This window comes from Siphonobacter sp. (assembly GCF_048595215.1).
Classification (GTDB): domain Bacteria; phylum Bacteroidota; class Bacteroidia; order Cytophagales; family Spirosomataceae; genus Siphonobacter.
Map to the genome: position 1 here is coordinate 1 of NZ_JBMDWJ010000206.1, position 16813 is coordinate 16813.

General features: G+C 48.5%; 14 protein-coding genes. 7 read left to right on the plus strand and 7 right to left on the minus strand.

Annotation, left to right across the window (positions count from 1 at the left end):
* Nucleotides 1-47: 47 nt before the first annotated feature.
* Nucleotides 48-1262, plus strand: a complete 1215-nt coding sequence (locus ACOJTG_RS12745; RefSeq protein ID WP_420154169.1) for a hypothetical protein — start codon at nucleotides 48-50, stop codon at nucleotides 1260-1262.
* A gap of 66 nt (nucleotides 1263-1328) precedes the next feature.
* Here the strand turns inward: ACOJTG_RS12745 and ACOJTG_RS12750 are convergent, their stop codons facing one another.
* The 6 genes from ACOJTG_RS12750 to ACOJTG_RS12775 form a co-directional block, all read right to left on the minus strand.
* Nucleotides 1329-2534, minus strand: coding sequence for a GTP-binding protein (locus tag ACOJTG_RS12750; RefSeq protein ID WP_420154170.1), 1206 nt, complete (start codon nucleotides 2532-2534; stop codon nucleotides 1329-1331).
* Between the two features lie 138 nt (nucleotides 2535-2672).
* On the minus strand, nucleotides 2673-3638 hold the full coding sequence (locus ACOJTG_RS12755) for a nitrilase family protein (RefSeq protein ID WP_420154171.1): 966 nt from the start codon (nucleotides 3636-3638) through the stop codon (nucleotides 2673-2675).
* 72 nt (nucleotides 3639-3710) lie between these two features.
* Nucleotides 3711-4511, minus strand: a complete 801-nt coding sequence (locus ACOJTG_RS12760; RefSeq protein ID WP_420154172.1) for an AraC family transcriptional regulator — start codon at nucleotides 4509-4511, stop codon at nucleotides 3711-3713.
* Nucleotides 4512-4668: 157 nt separating this feature from the next.
* The gene (locus ACOJTG_RS12765) at nucleotides 4669-5556 is read right to left on the minus strand and encodes an NAD(P)/FAD-dependent oxidoreductase (RefSeq protein WP_420154173.1); all 888 of its coding nucleotides are present in this window, start codon (nucleotides 5554-5556) and stop codon (nucleotides 4669-4671) included.
* A gap of 74 nt (nucleotides 5557-5630) precedes the next feature.
* Entirely contained in the window at nucleotides 5631-6185 is a 555-nt protein-coding gene (locus tag ACOJTG_RS12770) for a TetR/AcrR family transcriptional regulator (RefSeq protein ID WP_420154174.1), read from the minus strand.
* A gap of 112 nt (nucleotides 6186-6297) precedes the next feature.
* A complete protein-coding gene (locus ACOJTG_RS12775) occupies nucleotides 6298-7383 on the minus strand; it encodes a radical SAM protein (protein ID WP_420154175.1) in 1086 nt (361 codons plus the stop codon).
* 313 nt (nucleotides 7384-7696) lie between these two features.
* Between ACOJTG_RS12775 and ACOJTG_RS12780 the strand changes: the two genes are divergently transcribed.
* From ACOJTG_RS12780 to ACOJTG_RS12805, 6 genes are all read left to right on the plus strand, one after another.
* The gene (locus ACOJTG_RS12780; protein WP_420154176.1) at nucleotides 7697-8086 is read left to right on the plus strand and encodes a VOC family protein; all 390 of its coding nucleotides are present in this window, start codon (nucleotides 7697-7699) and stop codon (nucleotides 8084-8086) included.
* 928 nt (nucleotides 8087-9014) lie between these two features.
* A complete protein-coding gene (locus ACOJTG_RS12785; RefSeq protein WP_104715487.1) occupies nucleotides 9015-9299 on the plus strand; it encodes a hypothetical protein in 285 nt (94 codons plus the stop codon).
* 106 nt (nucleotides 9300-9405) lie between these two features.
* Nucleotides 9406-10194: a 5'-nucleotidase C-terminal domain-containing protein gene (locus tag ACOJTG_RS12790; RefSeq protein ID WP_420154177.1), complete on the plus strand. Its 789-nt coding sequence runs from the start codon at nucleotides 9406-9408 to the stop codon at nucleotides 10192-10194.
* A 14-nt stretch (nucleotides 10195-10208) separates the two neighbouring features.
* On the plus strand, nucleotides 10209-11129 hold the full coding sequence (locus ACOJTG_RS12795; protein ID WP_420154178.1) for a bifunctional metallophosphatase/5'-nucleotidase: 921 nt from the start codon (nucleotides 10209-10211) through the stop codon (nucleotides 11127-11129).
* A gap of 692 nt (nucleotides 11130-11821) precedes the next feature.
* Nucleotides 11822-12055, plus strand: coding sequence for a hypothetical protein (locus tag ACOJTG_RS12800; RefSeq protein ID WP_133163423.1), 234 nt, complete (start codon nucleotides 11822-11824; stop codon nucleotides 12053-12055).
* A 169-nt stretch (nucleotides 12056-12224) separates the two neighbouring features.
* Nucleotides 12225-13052: an SGNH/GDSL hydrolase family protein gene (locus tag ACOJTG_RS12805; protein ID WP_420154179.1), complete on the plus strand. Its 828-nt coding sequence runs from the start codon at nucleotides 12225-12227 to the stop codon at nucleotides 13050-13052.
* A gap of 150 nt (nucleotides 13053-13202) precedes the next feature.
* On the opposite strand, the gene ACOJTG_RS12810 is transcribed toward ACOJTG_RS12805, so the two are convergent.
* On the minus strand, nucleotides 13203-16394 hold the full coding sequence (locus ACOJTG_RS12810) for a carboxypeptidase regulatory-like domain-containing protein (protein WP_420154180.1): 3192 nt from the start codon (nucleotides 16392-16394) through the stop codon (nucleotides 13203-13205).
* Nucleotides 16395-16813 lie beyond the last annotated feature (419 nt).

Genomic DNA, 16813 nt, shown 5'->3' on the forward strand with positions numbered 1-16813 from the left:
CTTTTGCAACGTTGTTGCATTTATACTCCACTATAAACATGAAGCGTATGTTTAAAAAACTTGGCCTGTTTGTACTAGTATCTGCTGCCTTTCTGAGTTGCCAGAAAGACAAGGAAGTCGAAGATTCTTCCACCCGCGAACACCGATTTTTGCGGGTGCTGGTCTCGGATCAGGAATCCAAACAGTTAACCCAGATTAATCCCTATGACGGCACCACCAGTACTTTTGACGCTAAATACCCACTAGCAAACCTCTACACGACGGCTTCTCAGCGTTTTGCGGCCGTTTTGTACCAGAGTCAGAATCTGGTGGAAGTGTTTGATTCAGGCTTCGAATCGCACGTTGATCATGTCGATCAGAAAGGTACACCCAAGTTTGGTTCCATTACGGCAACGGGCCTTAAGCCTACGCACTTCAAAAGTCGTGGTCAGGAATCCCTGATTTTTAACGATGGAGACGGTACGCTGAGCCTGGGCAATGAAACCAATTTTCACACCGCCGGAGCTCAGATGCAGGTCATCAACGCCGGACTCGTCCCGCACCACGGAGCCATGGCGGCTTTTGACAATGGTACCTATGCGGTAACCTCGGCCCCGGCCAGCGGAAAAAGTCCAAACCGGGTTCTCGTCATTGACAAGCAGGGCAAAACGACGCACGCGTCTACGCAGGAAGTCGGAGCCATTCACGGCAACGCGACGGATGGAGCCCATGCGGTTTTCGGTGCCTACACCTCGGCCGAGGCTACCAGTGGAGGCGTATTGGTCGTTCAATCGAACGGCGAACAGCGGATGATTGCAAATCCCGCCGGCTTTGGAGCGTACCGTCTCGGCAGCATTTACTACGCGGCGGCGGCCAAGAAATTCATTGGTTTTGTTGCGACCAAGGGTGCGTATCTCATCGATCTGTCCAGCAATCAGATTACCCCCATTTACGCGGGTACGGATGCCTTTCAGTGCAAGGTAGATTATGCCGGGAATCGTTTGCTCGTCCTTTCGCTCGATGGTAAACTGCGGGTGTATGAGTTAGCCAGTAATCGCTTGATCAAAGAAGGCAACGTAATCGGTACGACCGATGCAGGAGCTACCTACAAACCCGTACTGGAAGCTACTAACCGGTTTGCGTACATTGCTCTGCCGACTACGGGTGAAGTACATCAGATTAACCTCGAAACGCTGGCTACGACCACCAAACACAAAGTATCTGCCAAACCCGTACGCCTGACTTTGCTGGGTTTTGAAAGCAGCGAAGGTCATAATGACTAAGATTTCTTGCCATTAACTAAAAAAAGAACCCGAAAGCTCGACACTTTCGGGTTCTTTTTTTAGGCCTTATTCCCATTTCGGAAACGGATCGCGGAAGTGAACGCCGGCCTGCATCTGCCGAATTTCGGCCGGCGTACACAGGCAGCTTTCTAGTTCGCGAATGATTTGTTCTTGTGTCAGGTCCTGACCAATAATCACCAGTTCGTTCATCCGATCACCAAAGTCAGGATGCCAGCGTTTCCGAATCAGTAATTCATTTTCCTGATAATCTGGATAGTACAGGCGTTCTTTCTCCGGAATAGCCGCCCACCAGGTACCCGCCGGTTCGGCCCGTAAAGAGCCTCCCGCCTGCCCCCAGCTTAGGGCTTTGCCAGGTCGCGACGCCAGCCAGAATAACCCCTTCGAACGAATGATCCCCGCGGGCCATTCTTCCTGAAGATACGCCCAGAAACGCTCGGGATGCAGCGGCCGGGAATCCCGGAAAACGAAGGAATGAATGCCGTACTCCTCACTTTCGGGAGTATGATGGCCTTTCTGTAATTCCTCTACCCAGCTTTCTGCCTGCGACGCTTCCTCCAGATTAAACAGCCCCGTATTCAGAATCTGTTCGGGTTCTACCCGACCGAAACTTGATTCGACCAAGCGGGCTTTGGGATTAAGATGCTGGAGAATGGCCTTTAATTCCCCTAGTTGATGCGGGGTAATTAAATCCGTTTTGTTGAGAATCAACACATTGGCAAACTCAATTTGATCGGTCAGTAAATTGACGATACTCCGCGTATCGGCCTGATCGTCTGGGTTGAGCTTCCGACTGCGGACGGTATCAATCGAACCAAAATCCTTGGCAAAGTTGTAGGCATCGACTACGGTTACGAGCGTGTCCAGGCGACTGAACGCCGATAAGTCAATTCCCATCCCTTCGTCGGTATAACTGAAGGTCTGAGCTACGGGCAAGGGCTCCGAAATGCCCGACGATTCGATCAACAGGTAATCAAAACGGTTTTCGCGAGCGAGCTTCTCTACTTCAACCATCAGGTCTTCCCGCAGCGTACAGCAAATGCAGCCATTAGACATTTCGACGAGTCGTTCCTCGGTACGAGACAATACGTTCTGCGATTGAATGGTCTGAGCATCCACGTTGACTTCACTCATATCATTGACGATAACGGCCACTTTCAAGCCATGACGGTGATGCAGGAGATAATTGAGCAGGGTGGTTTTACCCGCTCCCAAAAATCCGCTCAGTACGGTTACGGGGAGTTTTTTTAACATGAAGAGAATACGTTAGGGTTCATATTTGCAACGTTGTTGCAAATATGAACATTTAAATGCAACAATGTTGCATTTACCAACCTACTATTTTCTCTTCAAGTAATCCAAAGCCTCATCGCTGAGATGTTGGAAGCAACGTTACTCAGCTTCGTTCGTACCGGTTTGCAACCAGGCTACTTTTTGCTCGGATTCGTGGGGCTGACTAATTAATTCCCCGTATAGTTCAGGACGGCGGGCCTGTAAGTACCGGTGGCCTCCGGCCTGCGTAAGTTTGTCAGAGGTCAGGATTGCGGTTACTACTTCATTATCCAGGGATCGGCATTCGGCCAGTATATCACCGAAGGGGTCCAGAATCATGGAGCACCCGTTTTTGAGCTGATCGTCATCCATGCCGATGGGGTTGGCAAAGACCGCATACACGGCATTGTCGTAGGCTCGGGCGGGTAGCCATTTCATCAACCACTGCCGCCCTTTGAGTCCGTCAAATTCAGCTCGCAGGGAAGTGGGGTCATACTTCCGGTTCTGCCATAGTTTGGGATCAACAAAACCGGCACCAGGACGAGTCGAGGGGGTGCACATGGTCACGTGTGGCATCAGTATAATCTCAGCTCCGAGTAGCTTGGTGGCCCGCACATTCTCGATGATGTTGTTGTCGTAACAAATCAGGATACCGCATTTCCAGCCGTACAGATCAAACACGCAATACGCGTCGCCGGGCGTCAGGTGTGGATTGATGAAAGGATGTAACTTGCGGTACTTCGCCAATACGCCGGATTGATCCACGCAGACGTAAGCTTTGTACAGACGATCCTGTTCATCCTTTTCGAATAAACCCGCCGCTATCGCAATCTGATGCTTTTGGGCCAGACGGATCAATTCATCGGTGCTGGGTCCCGAGGGGATGGACTCGGCGATAGCCAGCAGTTTTTCTCGACTCAGGTGTCGGGCAAAAGTATATCCGGTAATGGAACACTCGTGAAAAGCAACCACCTGAGCACCGGCTTGAGCGGCCTTGCCCGCCAGTTGATCGATGATGGAAAGATTATACGCTTTGTCACCACTCTTGTTTTCAAACTGAGCAGTGGCCATAACTAAGGTTCGCATAAGAGGCTTGTTTGAGTAGGCCCCAAAACTACGCAACCCGCTGGTAGCAGAATTGTACAAATTCGACAAGCCTTAGTCGGGTGAAGGAAGGAAATTGACTGCCAAACGATTTTGCTGTTTCAGGTAACGTGAAGGCGTAAGGCCAGTCAGCTTCCGAAATTCCCGGATCAGATGAGCCTGATCGTAATAGCCTGCTTCGTACACCGCTGTTGTCATCCCATGTTTATACGGCGGCTGTTGTACCTGTTTGAGAAAATGATGCAGCCGAACAATACTGCCCATTTTTTGCGGACTTACGCCAATGACTTCCTTGAATTTACGCTCCAGTTGCCGTTGTTCATAACCCGTGAACTGCATCAGCTCTCGAGCCGTAAAGCATCCGTTTCGCTGCATGATCCACTGCGTAGCGGCTGTAACAAGCGGTTGCGGATGATCCGTTACTCGTTCAAGCAAGGTTTCGAAAAATTGATTGAGCTGGTGCTGACTCGTCTCAATACTCGACGATTCGCTGAGCTGGTGATACAAGTCCCGGCTCGCCGCTCCCAGTATGAGATCCAGTTCTACAATCTGGTTACTTAGCTCCGAAGCGGGTATTCCTAACAAAGAACTCATCCCATACGGCTGAAAAACCACGATGATCAGATTGGTAATTCCGCTCGTATACACCGTTTTGTACTCCCTAATCTGTCCATAAACGAAGGAGGCCGGGAGCAGGTCGCCCCGATCATCCTGTAAAAGCGAATTGAAGGAGAAAACCAGGCCCGTACTGCCGTCCGAGAACAACCGTAATTTTTGTACGCTTTCAAACGAATGCCGGATGAAGAGATAGTGCCGGATGAACGGCAGCAAAGCGGGAGCGGGTAACAGTTGCATCGCTGAAGAGGACTTGGATAATCTTCAACCAAAGACAAAGCCTACGCAACATACGATTTTTTTGTCGACTCTAGTACCTACAAACTTTCGGGACACCCCTCCGACCCACGCTTCATGTAAATTTCAGCCGGGATGCTTTTCCCGGCTGAACGTACACTTAAGGTAAAAATTCCCGGCTTATCGCTACGCCCGCCATGGTACCTGCGGCGACGGCGGCACTCACGGCTCGCTTCATGGTCGTGGCATCACCCGCGGCATACACCCCGGCGATACTCGTTTTTTGCAGGGCATCTACCTGAATGTAGCCGTCTTCCGTGTGTACGCATCCCAGGTCCCGGGGCAATTCGCAGTGCTGCTCAAAAGGCGGGCGGGCGTACAGGGCATTCAACGGAAACTTCCGACCGTCAGCGAGTACCAAATGCTGTAAGTAGCCGCTTTCGTGAACGATCTCCTGTAAAGGTGTTTCTTCAATGGTAATCCCAAGCGAACTAAGAATTGAGATATCCGGAATAGTGGAAGGTCCGTTGGTGAATACGGTCAGTTGGGGGGTCCAGTTACGAATGAGGCGGCCCATTTCCACAGCCGTTTCTCCGTTCATGAGAATGCCCGTTAGCTGGTCCCGATACTCGTAACCATGGCAATACGGACAGTGAATGACTGAGATACCCCAGCTTTCGGAAAAACCGGGCAGGGCGGGCATCAGGTCCCGAATGCCGGTAGCGAACAACAGCTTTTTGGCCTGTATAACGGAACCCGCATCCGTAGTCACGGTAAAATTCATATCCTCTCCCGTTACGCTGACAGCCGTTTCGCTTTGGAAACGAACCGTAGGATATTGCAGTACCTGAACTTTAGCACGTTCCGCAATCTCGGCAGGTGTACTGCCATCCTGCGTAAGAAAATTATGGGAATGGGGGGTCTGACGATTACAGGGCCGACCGCTATCTAGGATAACGACTTGCCGAATGGCCCGTCCAAGGCTCAAGGCCCCGGCTAAACCGGCGTAACTACCGCCAATAATCACGACATCTACGGATTGTTTCATGGTCTTTTCAGGAAAGTAACGTCACAAACGTAAGACTTTTGTCACATATATGTGACATTTCGGAACAAAAATTTTTAAAGACCTACGCCTTTACTGAACGAAAGCCAGGCAAAATGTTTAAGACTATTTTTAGCTACGGAACCCATTGCTTCGGCATTGACCGTCGCAGCAATCACGCCACTAAAAAACATGGCAATCCATTCCGCTGTAAATTCGGAAGCGATCAAACCTTGAGCCTGTAATTGAGTGATCACACCCCGATACCGCGAGTAAAAGGCATCATACTGAGCACAATCGGGGTTTTGTGAGGAATGCAGATGTTCCGGTCGGGTATGTAGTTTGCTGAATAGCGAAAACTTGGCTCCGCATTCCACACCCGCGTACACCATATTCTCCAGTTGCTTCAGCGGATCATCCGAAGCATCCAGAGCTTGCATCATGGCGGTCCGGCAACTCCGTTGCATTTCCTTCTGGCAACTCATCAGTAACGCTTCGCGGGTTTTGAAGTAGCGGTGAAGCGTCCGCCGGGTAATGGCGGCCTTCTCCGCTACCTTTTCCAGCGGAGCTGAATAATCCTCGTTAAAGACGAGAATGGCGGCGTCGATGATATTTTGTTGGGTGTTTTGCATACTGTAAAAGACAAAACTAAGAAAAATTTATCGGGAAGCGTGGCTTCTGTACTCGTATCCATTGAATGAATCAGCCGAGTGGTGAGGCGTTACCACTCGGCTGATTCGGTTTCTAGGTCCAGTAGGTAATCGGGGCTTTCGGGAAACGCTCCTGCCAGGCCCGGGTCAAAAATGTTCGCAAGGATTGCATCATTTCGGGACGGTACACAAACTTCACGCCACCAAACTTATTGTACTTGCTGGTCCGACTGCTCTCGTCCATTTCAACGCCAATATTGGGATACCAGCCGGATAATACCGCCTTACTACCGGGGGTAAAACGGTGGGTTATGAACTCTACCGTCAAATCACAGGGAAAATCCAGACGATCGGCTAACTGATCCAATAGGTCAGTGTAATGCTGCTGCCAATCGGGAATGGGCATGATGGGAGCCAGTACTACCCCAACCGCGTAACCTCCGCCCCCAAGGGCACGGGGCAACGCTAGTTTTCGTAGGGCTTCAATACGAGCCGCCACCGATGCCGTTCCGCCTTCGAGGCGGCGGGCAATGGGTTCGGCGTTTAGACTTACCCGGGCCCGCGTGCGGCCTCCGTGAGGCAAGTTCAGCAAGGGGTTTACCTGATCATACTTGGTCACAAACCGCAACTGAGCCTGCGGGCGGGTACCAAAATAACGGACGCATTCTTCTAAACTGCCCGTAAGGTGCTCAATACCAATGACATCGGTGTAACAACTTACTTCAAAACTCGTCACCCGGTCTTCCCGTTCGTAGGTCGCCGTATGGGACAGCAATTGCGGCAGATTGGCAAAAACCCGGGTAACGGGCGGTCCTGACAAACTTCCGGCCAGGTAACAGTACTGACAGTGAGCCGGACAACCTTCGGCCAGATTGAGCTGCCAGTCGGCCGAAGGGGGCGTAGGTTGCAGCCGCAGGGCACTTGGCGGAGCTTTCACCACGGCCAGGGTATTCTTGGCGTTTCGGTAGGTTTCGCGTTCGTCCGCACCACGCAAACCCGTAATGCGGTTATTTTTCAAGACTTCAATGGGTAAATCCAGAGCCTGCATCCGCTGGTACATTCGCTGACCGAAAGGCTCTTCCAAGGCGTCAGGCGTAAAGAGCACCCGCTTGGGTAACCACAATCGGCTGGAGACAGTAGGACTCAAACTAGACGTAATTTCCTCGGGAATGGTTACCATCAAATACGGATTTAGGGTTGGCTTCTTGGCTAGTATATAAACCCTGAAACACCCTTTTTAATTCAATCCACTCCACTTATTTTCGACCATATTTCTTTGATTTACAGATACTTATTAATTTTTTTCATTATACTATATCAGGCATCTTGTAATAAAATGGACGTATCTGCTTTTATACACCCACTCCTAAGACTTTTCGAACCGAGTACGTTGTTTTCCGCCAATAAAAAAATACAACCTCGGATTTCCCTGCTGACATACGGCTGTCATCCAGTCATCAGAGGTTTGCTAGGTAACCTTAAACACACGCACGATGTCTGGAACCTTCAAGGTGAACGCAGGAATCATCACACCGAAGCTCGCGGAGAGCAAAGCCTTTTACCAAAATGTACTGGATTTTACGGTCCTGTTTGAAAACGACTTTTTCGTACTGTTGCAACAGCCTTTGGGTACGGCAGAAATCAGTTTTCTTCTGCCCGATCATCCGTCGCAACAGCCGCTGTTTCATCCGGCTTTTGCCGGAACGGGCGTTTATCTAACCATCGAAATTCCCGATGTTGAGCAGCAGTATGCACGCATTAAAAGCTTGGGCATACCTATTCACATTGACTTACGAAAAGAACCTTGGGGAGATTATCATTTTGCGATTATAGATCCCAATGGAGTCAGTATTGATTTGGTCACCTATCAGAGCCCAGGGTAGCCGGTAAAATAAGGTCCGGTTTGATTTTTGTTCACCGCAAATAAAAAAGGTCTACCTGTCGTCACAGATAGACCTTCATACGTTTAATCTTCTCAGTCATCAAAGCCGCCACTTCTTTGACCGATGAAGTGATACAAAAGTGGTCTCAAACCGCTAAAATGTTGTTGATCTTCGATAAATGGTCGATTTTACTCGATAAACGGTAATTTTTGACGGTTTTTCAGAAAACTAATTAACATTAGTTTACATATACTTATTAACTATTAGCTTACCAAAACTTTCCATAGTCCTATAATAAAATGCTTAAGTACATTGGCTTAGTGTTTTGGACAAATGGCTGGGGTTGGCATCAATCGAATGGTAAACGAATGCAGGGCCGCCTGCTCAGGATCTTGTAGTAATCGAAACCTTAACATGGACCAATGCGGAGGCTACCCCTCAAATAAATTCTGGTTGAAAGGACCCTCGTACATCTGTTACCCGTATGCCTTTACGCCTATGCTCCCGGCAGACAGCCTAGCGATATGAGACGAGTGACTGATTGAGAGTAATCCAAAGGTACTTTTAGCACTTCTGCTTTCGATTACCTGAAAAGTGATCGAAAATCGGGTAAAACTCTGAACAACGAATGGTGTCGTAGAGAAACCGTGGTATTACACTGCCAGCCCTATGCTCACACCGTTGTCAATTCTTGGATTCACTGGAATCTTCATTGCTTTTCTGGCGGTGCAGAAAAGCAGATCTTCCTAAAAAAGGCAGGCATTTCATGCAAGTAAGGTTTTCCCATAGCGTCTCCCGACGGTACCTGCATTAGTGTAGTTGCTTGATTTAACCTTTTTTCTTAGCCTTTACTAAGCCGGAGTGGCTTGGTTTTTTACGAAGAGGCTTACTTATTAGTTACCAATCAACCTATTAACTCAGAGAATCCATGCAAACTGTCGCTTTACAATTCAATGCCAATGGCTACCTCATGAAGGATAATGTTCAGTTGGCGGTGTCGGAGGAAGGAAATCCTGCCATTCTTAAAGTGGAAGAAATGCCCATTATCGAAGAGCCCATTTCCAAACTAGGACTAGACATAACCTTGCTCATTGCAGTTCCTAATCAAAATTCCCGCCAACTCGAAGAATTTGAAGCTTCCTGCGTACTTAACTATGAGCAGGCTTTATTCTTACGGAATTTCATTGATACCTTCCTTCAAGTAAATAAGTAACGCTACTTTCTTCGTTGCGTACTACCGTTTTTTGCTGGGCTATCGCTCACAAAAGCACACCTTCTATGCATAACTGGAACAAATCCCTGCGTACTTTCGTAGTAGGATGAGCTTTCATTTAGTCAACATGCATAAACACACCTGGCCCCTTCTCCTGGGAATGTTTGTCGTATCTGCGTGCTCCAGTACGCATTACTACGCGGCACGTTCCACGGGATCGGCATTATTGGAAGTAACGGATCAGTCCAACCCTTCGGTGGTTTCCGGACCAAGTTCCAATCTAGCCAACTACCTGCAAACGTACCACGATAGTCTAGATCGCTCCATGAATCAGGTTCTGGTACAATCTGCTAAGTACCTTAAAAAAGGAGGCGTAGAATCAGAATTGGGCGATCTACTGACGGATTTATTTCGCGAACAGGCCCAGAAACGCTACGGAGCTGCGATTGATTTGGCTCACATGAATAATGGAGGAATTCGAGCCGAACTTCCGGCGGGCAATATTACGCTACGGAATGTGTACGAAATCATGCCTTTCGACAATGATCTGGTGGTACTGACGGTATCGGGCGAAACGATGCGTCAGTTTATCGAATACCTCGCCGCCCGTCAGGACCCGCAGTCTGGTCTGAAGCTGGTAGTGGATAAGGATACTAAAAAACCACTGGAAATCTACGTAAAGGGTCAGCCTTTCGACCCGCAAAAAACCTACCGTATTCTGGTCAGCGACTACGTAGCTACGGGTGGTGACAGTGCTTTTTTCCTGAAAAATAGCCTGAAATCAGAACCCCTGAATTACCTCATGCGGGATGCTATACGCGATTATTTCACTAGTAAAGGTCAGCAAAATCAAATTCTTAATCCCCAGCTGGACGGTCGTACTACCCTCCGCTAAGTCCCCTCACTTTTATGCGTTCTGATCGTCGCCATTTTTTTCGACAACTCACGGGTTTAAGCGGAGCCTTGCTGCTGGGTAGCTTTGATGGCTGGGCCCAAACACAGGCCGATTCGCTCAAACTAACGATTCTTCATACTAACGATACACATAGTCACCTCGATCCCTTTCCGCCCGGCGACCGTAATGCCGGTAAAGGTGGTGTCGTCAACCGAGCTCGTTTACTCAGTAAAATCCGGCAGGAAGAATCTCACGTACTACTGTTCGACGCGGGGGATATTTTCCAGGGTACGCCCTATTTCAATCTTTTCCACGGAGAGCCGGAAGTACAGAGCCTGAGTATGCTGGGATACGACGCCATTACGATGGGCAACCACGATTTTGACGGCGGTATGGAGGTATACGCCAAGCAAATTCGGGAGCACGCAACTTTCCCCGTGTTGGTAGCCAATTATGATTTCAGAAATACCCCGCTACAGGATTTAGTAAAGCCGTATAAAATTTTCAAAGTTAACGGTCTACGCATCGGCGTTTTTGGGCTGGGCATTCAACCCAAGGGATTAATTCCGGCGAAATTATTCGGGGATACGCAGTACCACGATCCCTTGACCAAGGCGAATGAAGTAGCGGCATTTCTGCGGAAAGAAGAAAAGTGCAGTTTGGTCATTTGCCTTTCTCATTTGGGCTTTAAAGGTAGTGCTGATGAGATAATCGATCCCATTTTAGCTGCTCAGTCCCGGCATATCGATCTCATTATCGGTGGGCATACGCATACCTTTTTACCCGAACCAAAAGTCTTTACTAACCTGGATGGCAAGCCCGTACTCGTGAATCAGGTAGGCTTTGGCGGTATTAATCTGGGGCGTCTGGACTTTACGTTTGATCGCGTCACCAAACAGGTATTTTCTTCAGGAAATAATTTAACGGTTGCTTAGCAACACTAGTCCAGCAGGATTTGACCCTTTCTACCTCTTAAACCGTAAAAGCCTGCCATGCTTATAAAGCAGGCAGGCCGTTACGGAAATAAGCTATATAGGTGGGTGGATGATGCACAGCAACGAACGCCAGATTTAATAAAATCGGCATTCTGGAAATAGGTGGCTCCGTTAGTTTGCATGAAAATCCCCTTATCCAATTCAACTAACGGAGGTGCACCGAACACGTGTTTACGAATGGGCTAGCACGTTTGCTAACGCTACCCGTAAACGTCACAAACATACAAGCCTTAAAAAAAAAGTTAGTAGATATAATCTAACTACAATTAGACCCCCATATTTAGGGTCTAATTGATCAAAATGGATGGTATAATTATGAGCAATACTAATTTAATAATTCTGGTTTTTTGAGTAGCTAAAGCGATTGACAAATCCTATATTATACTTAAATTTTCTGATTAATAAAAATCAAAAACTCGTTTAACAAAAGTTAAAAAATTATGTTATCAATTAACTAACTGCGTGTATATATTGTAAGTTATTCCGCCCTTACTCCTATCTTTTCATAACTTAAACCCTACGCTATGATGCACAATTGGCTTTATCCAGCCCCATTTCAAACATTTCAGTATAGTGAGTTTTTTGATTTTTAACCCAATACCTTTCAGTTTGTGACCCATCCGCCAATGAATATGACTCGCCTTGAATTTTTAGTCGCCCAACACGTTACTATTAAAGAAATACTACTTTCTTCTTTTTCCGCTGACGACGATACGGTCATTCGTCTAGCTGATAGCCTGCTCATGAATCAGAGCAAAATTGCTACTGAACTACAGGAACAGGCTTACATGCTGATTAGAGCGGGAGACCTTCAGTTTGAGGTATTCAATAACCGGGGCCACGTAAACATTCAACAAAAAGAATAAACCCCCGATCAGTGACTCTTTGTAAAAGCTGGAACCTTCAGGCCTTGCCGCGAAGGTTCCAGCTTTTTTCTGCCTTTGAAAGTAGATAGGCTACCTCTATTGAGAGGGTGCAGGATGTACAATGAACGGATCGCCTTATCTTCGGACCGTCAAATGAATCTCTAACCGTATGAAAAAATTACTTTATCTGGTCAGCATTTTCCTGGTTTGTGGGGGTTCGGCCCCCCGTAGCATTAGCTGGCTGGCGTTGGGTGACTCGATTACGTATTTGAATGACCATACCGATGAAACCCAACACCGGATTTCCAAGGGTTACCTAACCCTGATTACCGAACGTCACCCGCGAATCCATTATATCAACCAGGGACATAATGGCTGGTCATCCGTACAGATTGCCCAAAAGATCGAATCGCTAGGGCTGGTGAAAGCTGATGTGTACACCGTTTTTCTGGGCACGAACGACTGGTGGCAGGCAAAGCCCCTGGGCACGCTGGCGGATTACGAACAGCATACCGGAGCCGAAACCATTTACGGTTCGTTTCGTATCATTCTGGATAAGTTTAAACAGCTCAATGCATCCGCAAGGGTCATTCTGATTACGCCGATGCAGCGGGTAGATTTTGTGTACATCAATAATTTCAAGAATCAGGCGTATGGCTCCTATCAGGAGAAGAACGGGCAGCGACTGGAACAAGTCGTTGAGGCTATTAACCAAATTGGAAAGCTGGAGAAGTACCCCGTCGTTGACCTTTACCACGATTCGGATTTGGCTCTGGAAAAACTCGTCCGCTTCAAACGCCTGAAAGATCCCCAAACAGGTCAGTATCGTGATTACCCCTATCCAGAGTTCATCGGTATCCCTTTCAATCCCGATACTGACGAATACCCCTACCCCAAAGAAGCTGCTGCCCTGACCTACGATGGTCTGCATCCTTCCGACGCCGGATACGAGATCATCGCTGACCGTTTACTGAGCAAATGGAGGGGACGGAAGTGATGGGTGATTGTTTACAGTTGCTCGTTATTAGTTGCTGATTCGAGCGATTCAATTTACGAGTATCGGTGTAGGCTATGACTCAATAAAAAAGCACCGCGATCTTTGAGGTCGCGGTGCTTTTTTATTAAATTTTATCCGATACGCGTTTGTCTAGAAGCTGTACCGGGCTCCCAGCTGAATCTGGTAGGGGTTACCGGAGGGGTTTACTACACCCGCCGTGTTCACACGATAGTTGAAACGAGCGGCCGTTTTATCGAAGCCAGCGGCTTGTAAACCATACAGCGTCTGTGTACCCAGGGTCTTCGTTACACCCCAGTTTTTATTCAACAGGTTCGAGAAGTTGAATACGTCCGCTGAGATTTCCAGTGCGTGGTTTTTGTAAAGCTTGAATTTCTTGTTGGCTCGTACATCGAACGTACCGTAGAAACCATTGATTCCGCCGTTACGCTCCGCAATTTTTCCTTCGTATTTGAGGATGTAATTTTTGATACTCTGACTGGCCTCGGGGTTGTCCAAAATCGCCTGTAGTCCGGTACGTACGTTCTCAGGAACGCTACCGTTGGTACGGCTGAAAATGTAAGCCAGATCGTTCGTACCCACGAAGTCACCGTTGTTATTCGCTCCTGACAACATCGAGTAACGCGTACCGCCGATGCCCGAGTAACGAACCCCAATCGTGATACCGTAGAAGGAAGGCAGCGTAGCGGCGAAGACCACCTTACTGCGGAAATGACCGTCTGAATACGTCACCCGGCTCAGGTTACGTGGATCATCTACTACGGGCAGGGACAAGGTTGCGGAGTTGGCTACGTTTCCGTTAAAAGACGTATTATCGCGAATGTCGTTCCAGGTATAGCTAGCCGTGATTTCCCCATCCCGGAAATAACGGAAGGTGGCGTCGGCTACGAAAGCAAGCTGGTTTACTTTTCCTTCGCTCACTAATTCCAGTACGCGACCATATTTCTTGCTGATTCGACCTTCCAGCCAATCGGGTACGCCACTCGTAGGCATGCTGTTCAAAGGTACGTACACGCCCCGGTTGCCTTCTTGCGACAGACGGAAGAAAGGCTCCACCGCCATGTTACGGTCTACGTAAGTGTAGTTGTTACGACCCAGTGACATATATCCAGCGATTCCTACGCGAAGACGATCCGTCAGGAAGCGGCTGTACGAGAGGTTTGCTTTATACACCACGGGAATACGAACATCCGGACCATAGGTGTTGATGGTGGGCAACTGGAACCGAGTCAGATTTGGAATACTACCGTAATTATTCCGGTACGCATTGAAGTCCGGTGTGGGTACGTTTGCTCCCCGAACATCCACCGTAGCCAGGTGCTTACCGTCAAAGGTTAGGTTATTGATAACCATGTAGTTGTTGATGTCGGAAGCAAATACACCCCCGCCAAAACGAACATAATCCGTGTGACGCTCGTTTACATCCCAAGTGAATTGCAGACGGGGCTGTACGACAAAAGCCTTCAGTTTGTTATCGGTACGAATACCCAGTTCGTTGAACAAATCCTGATTAAGGGGAGAAGAAGGGTAGTGCGTATAATCCAGACGCAGACCGGCCGTCATGTCCAGACCGCGGGCAATCTTGGTTTGCATTTGTCCGTAAATACCCGCGTTAAGCGTTTTACCCGTTACGCCCCAGTCGTCCATCAAGGGCACTTCGCGGTAGTAGCGGTAAGGCTTCAGGTTGTTGAAGTTTTCCAGAGCCGTAATGGTACGACCCGTCGTTGGATCTACCTCCGCATTATAGTGGAAGCGACCATTTACTTCACTACCGTACACCGAGTAAGCATTCGTATACATCACGTCAAAGCCAAAGGTATACTGTACTTTATCCGTATTGTAATACAGGTTGTCTACCAACTGAAAGACGTTGTTACGGAAACGTTCCTGAGCAAACCGGTGACCCCCCATCTGGATGTTCGTCGTAGCATTCCGGCCTCCGGTCAGGGTAGAGGCGACGTTTTCAACAATTGCCCGGGGAATGTTGGCTCCCGGTAACTGATCGCCGGGGCTACTTTTCTGGTAGGTATACAGGTGCTGTAGTTTCAGCTCATTGGTCATCCGCGGATTCAGCGTACTGCGTAAGGTAGCCAGCAAGCTGTTGTCTACGTTGTAATCGTTACCGTACGATTCATACAGGTTGATGGCCGTGTTATCGGCTAAACCTAATTTGTTAACGTCGCTGGTAAAGTTATTCCGCAGGGTCAGCAGGTGCTTATTGTTGATCTGCCAGTCGATCCGGGCAAAAGCCGCATCCGAACCACGTTTTTTATCGAAATTACCGTACTGACGACCTTCGGGCGACATACCGTATTTATTACGGGCAATGGTGATGTACTGATCAAGGGTAGATCTTGTTACGTTAAAGCGACTTTCATCCGTAGGCGTCTGGATATCTGCGATGATCAGCGGGCGAGAATCCTGCTGGTGATCCCATACCATGAAAAAGTGTAGTTTGTCCTTAATGATCGGACCGCCCAGCGAGAAACCGTACTGATTCGTTGAGAAGGGAGCATCGCGTTTGTTCCCCCGAATATCATAGGGGCTTGACAGCCAGTTCGCCCGGGTATAGTTGAAAATGCTACCCGTAAATTTGTTGGTACCGGCTTTCGTTACCACACTCACCGTACCACCCCCGGCCCGGCCAAAGGTTACGTCATATTGGTTGGTCACGACTTTAAACTCCCGAATGGCTTCCATGGAAATCGAATACGGAGCATTGCTTCGGCTGGTGGTGGCCCCGGCCGAGGTCGGATTTTTAGCCGTCATCCCATCAATGGTAAAGTTGGTGGAAGAGGCTAACTGACCCGAAAGGTTATCCCCACGGCTCAGCGGAGAAAGGTCCATCAGAGAGCGGTAGTTCCGACCGTTTACGGGTAGTGTCAACATGGCTTTTGCTGAAATGGCCGTCGCCGTACCGATATCTTCGATCTTATTTTTCAGACCGGAAGCGACAACTTCGACTACCTGTAAGCTTTGTTCACCTTCCTGCATGGTCAGGTTCACGCGGATGGCGTCACCCTGATTGAGCATATAGCCCGTTCGCTTTTGTTCACCGTAACCAACGAAGGTGGCACGTACCAGGTAGGGACCACCCAGGGGAAGTTCTTTAAAAGAGTATTCACCTTTGGCATTCGTAACGGTTCCGGTCGTAAAGCCCGTCGATTCGTTTTTGATCTGAACGGTTGCTCCCGGTAAGGGTGCGTTATCTTTTTCATAAATGACCCCGAAAATCGAGGCTTGCGTCGTTTGGGCAAACAAGGGCTGAGCAAGCCAGCACGTACCCAAAACAACCAGGATGGCGAGTAATAAAGATTTTTTCATCTAATGGGAATAAAGCGTAAAATTCCCGCAAATAGACAGTTCCAACGTTAACTGGATATTAACCGCCCGTTACGAAATCAATACGAATGAATTCCTCAATAAATGCCTTCCTGTGGTTCTAGGCCCGCAAACTGGTTTTATCTTCCAGCGTCATGCGGGCTATTTCATTCTTTTGTTTGGAGCTAACTCCCTTGTGCTGTTGGAGGTACCGTAGCAGTTCCGTTGTGCGACTCGCCCCATCGCATGCGTACCCCCAATCCGGTAATGAAAGCTGATGGATACTTGACGCCGCCGGGTTTCCGATTCAGCATCTAACTGATCAACTTTCAGTTTCACCTGTTTCAAAAACGGATCGACCGAGGACTGCAGACCCTCCACGAGTAAAATATCATTGCACTGCAGAGAATACGATACTACCA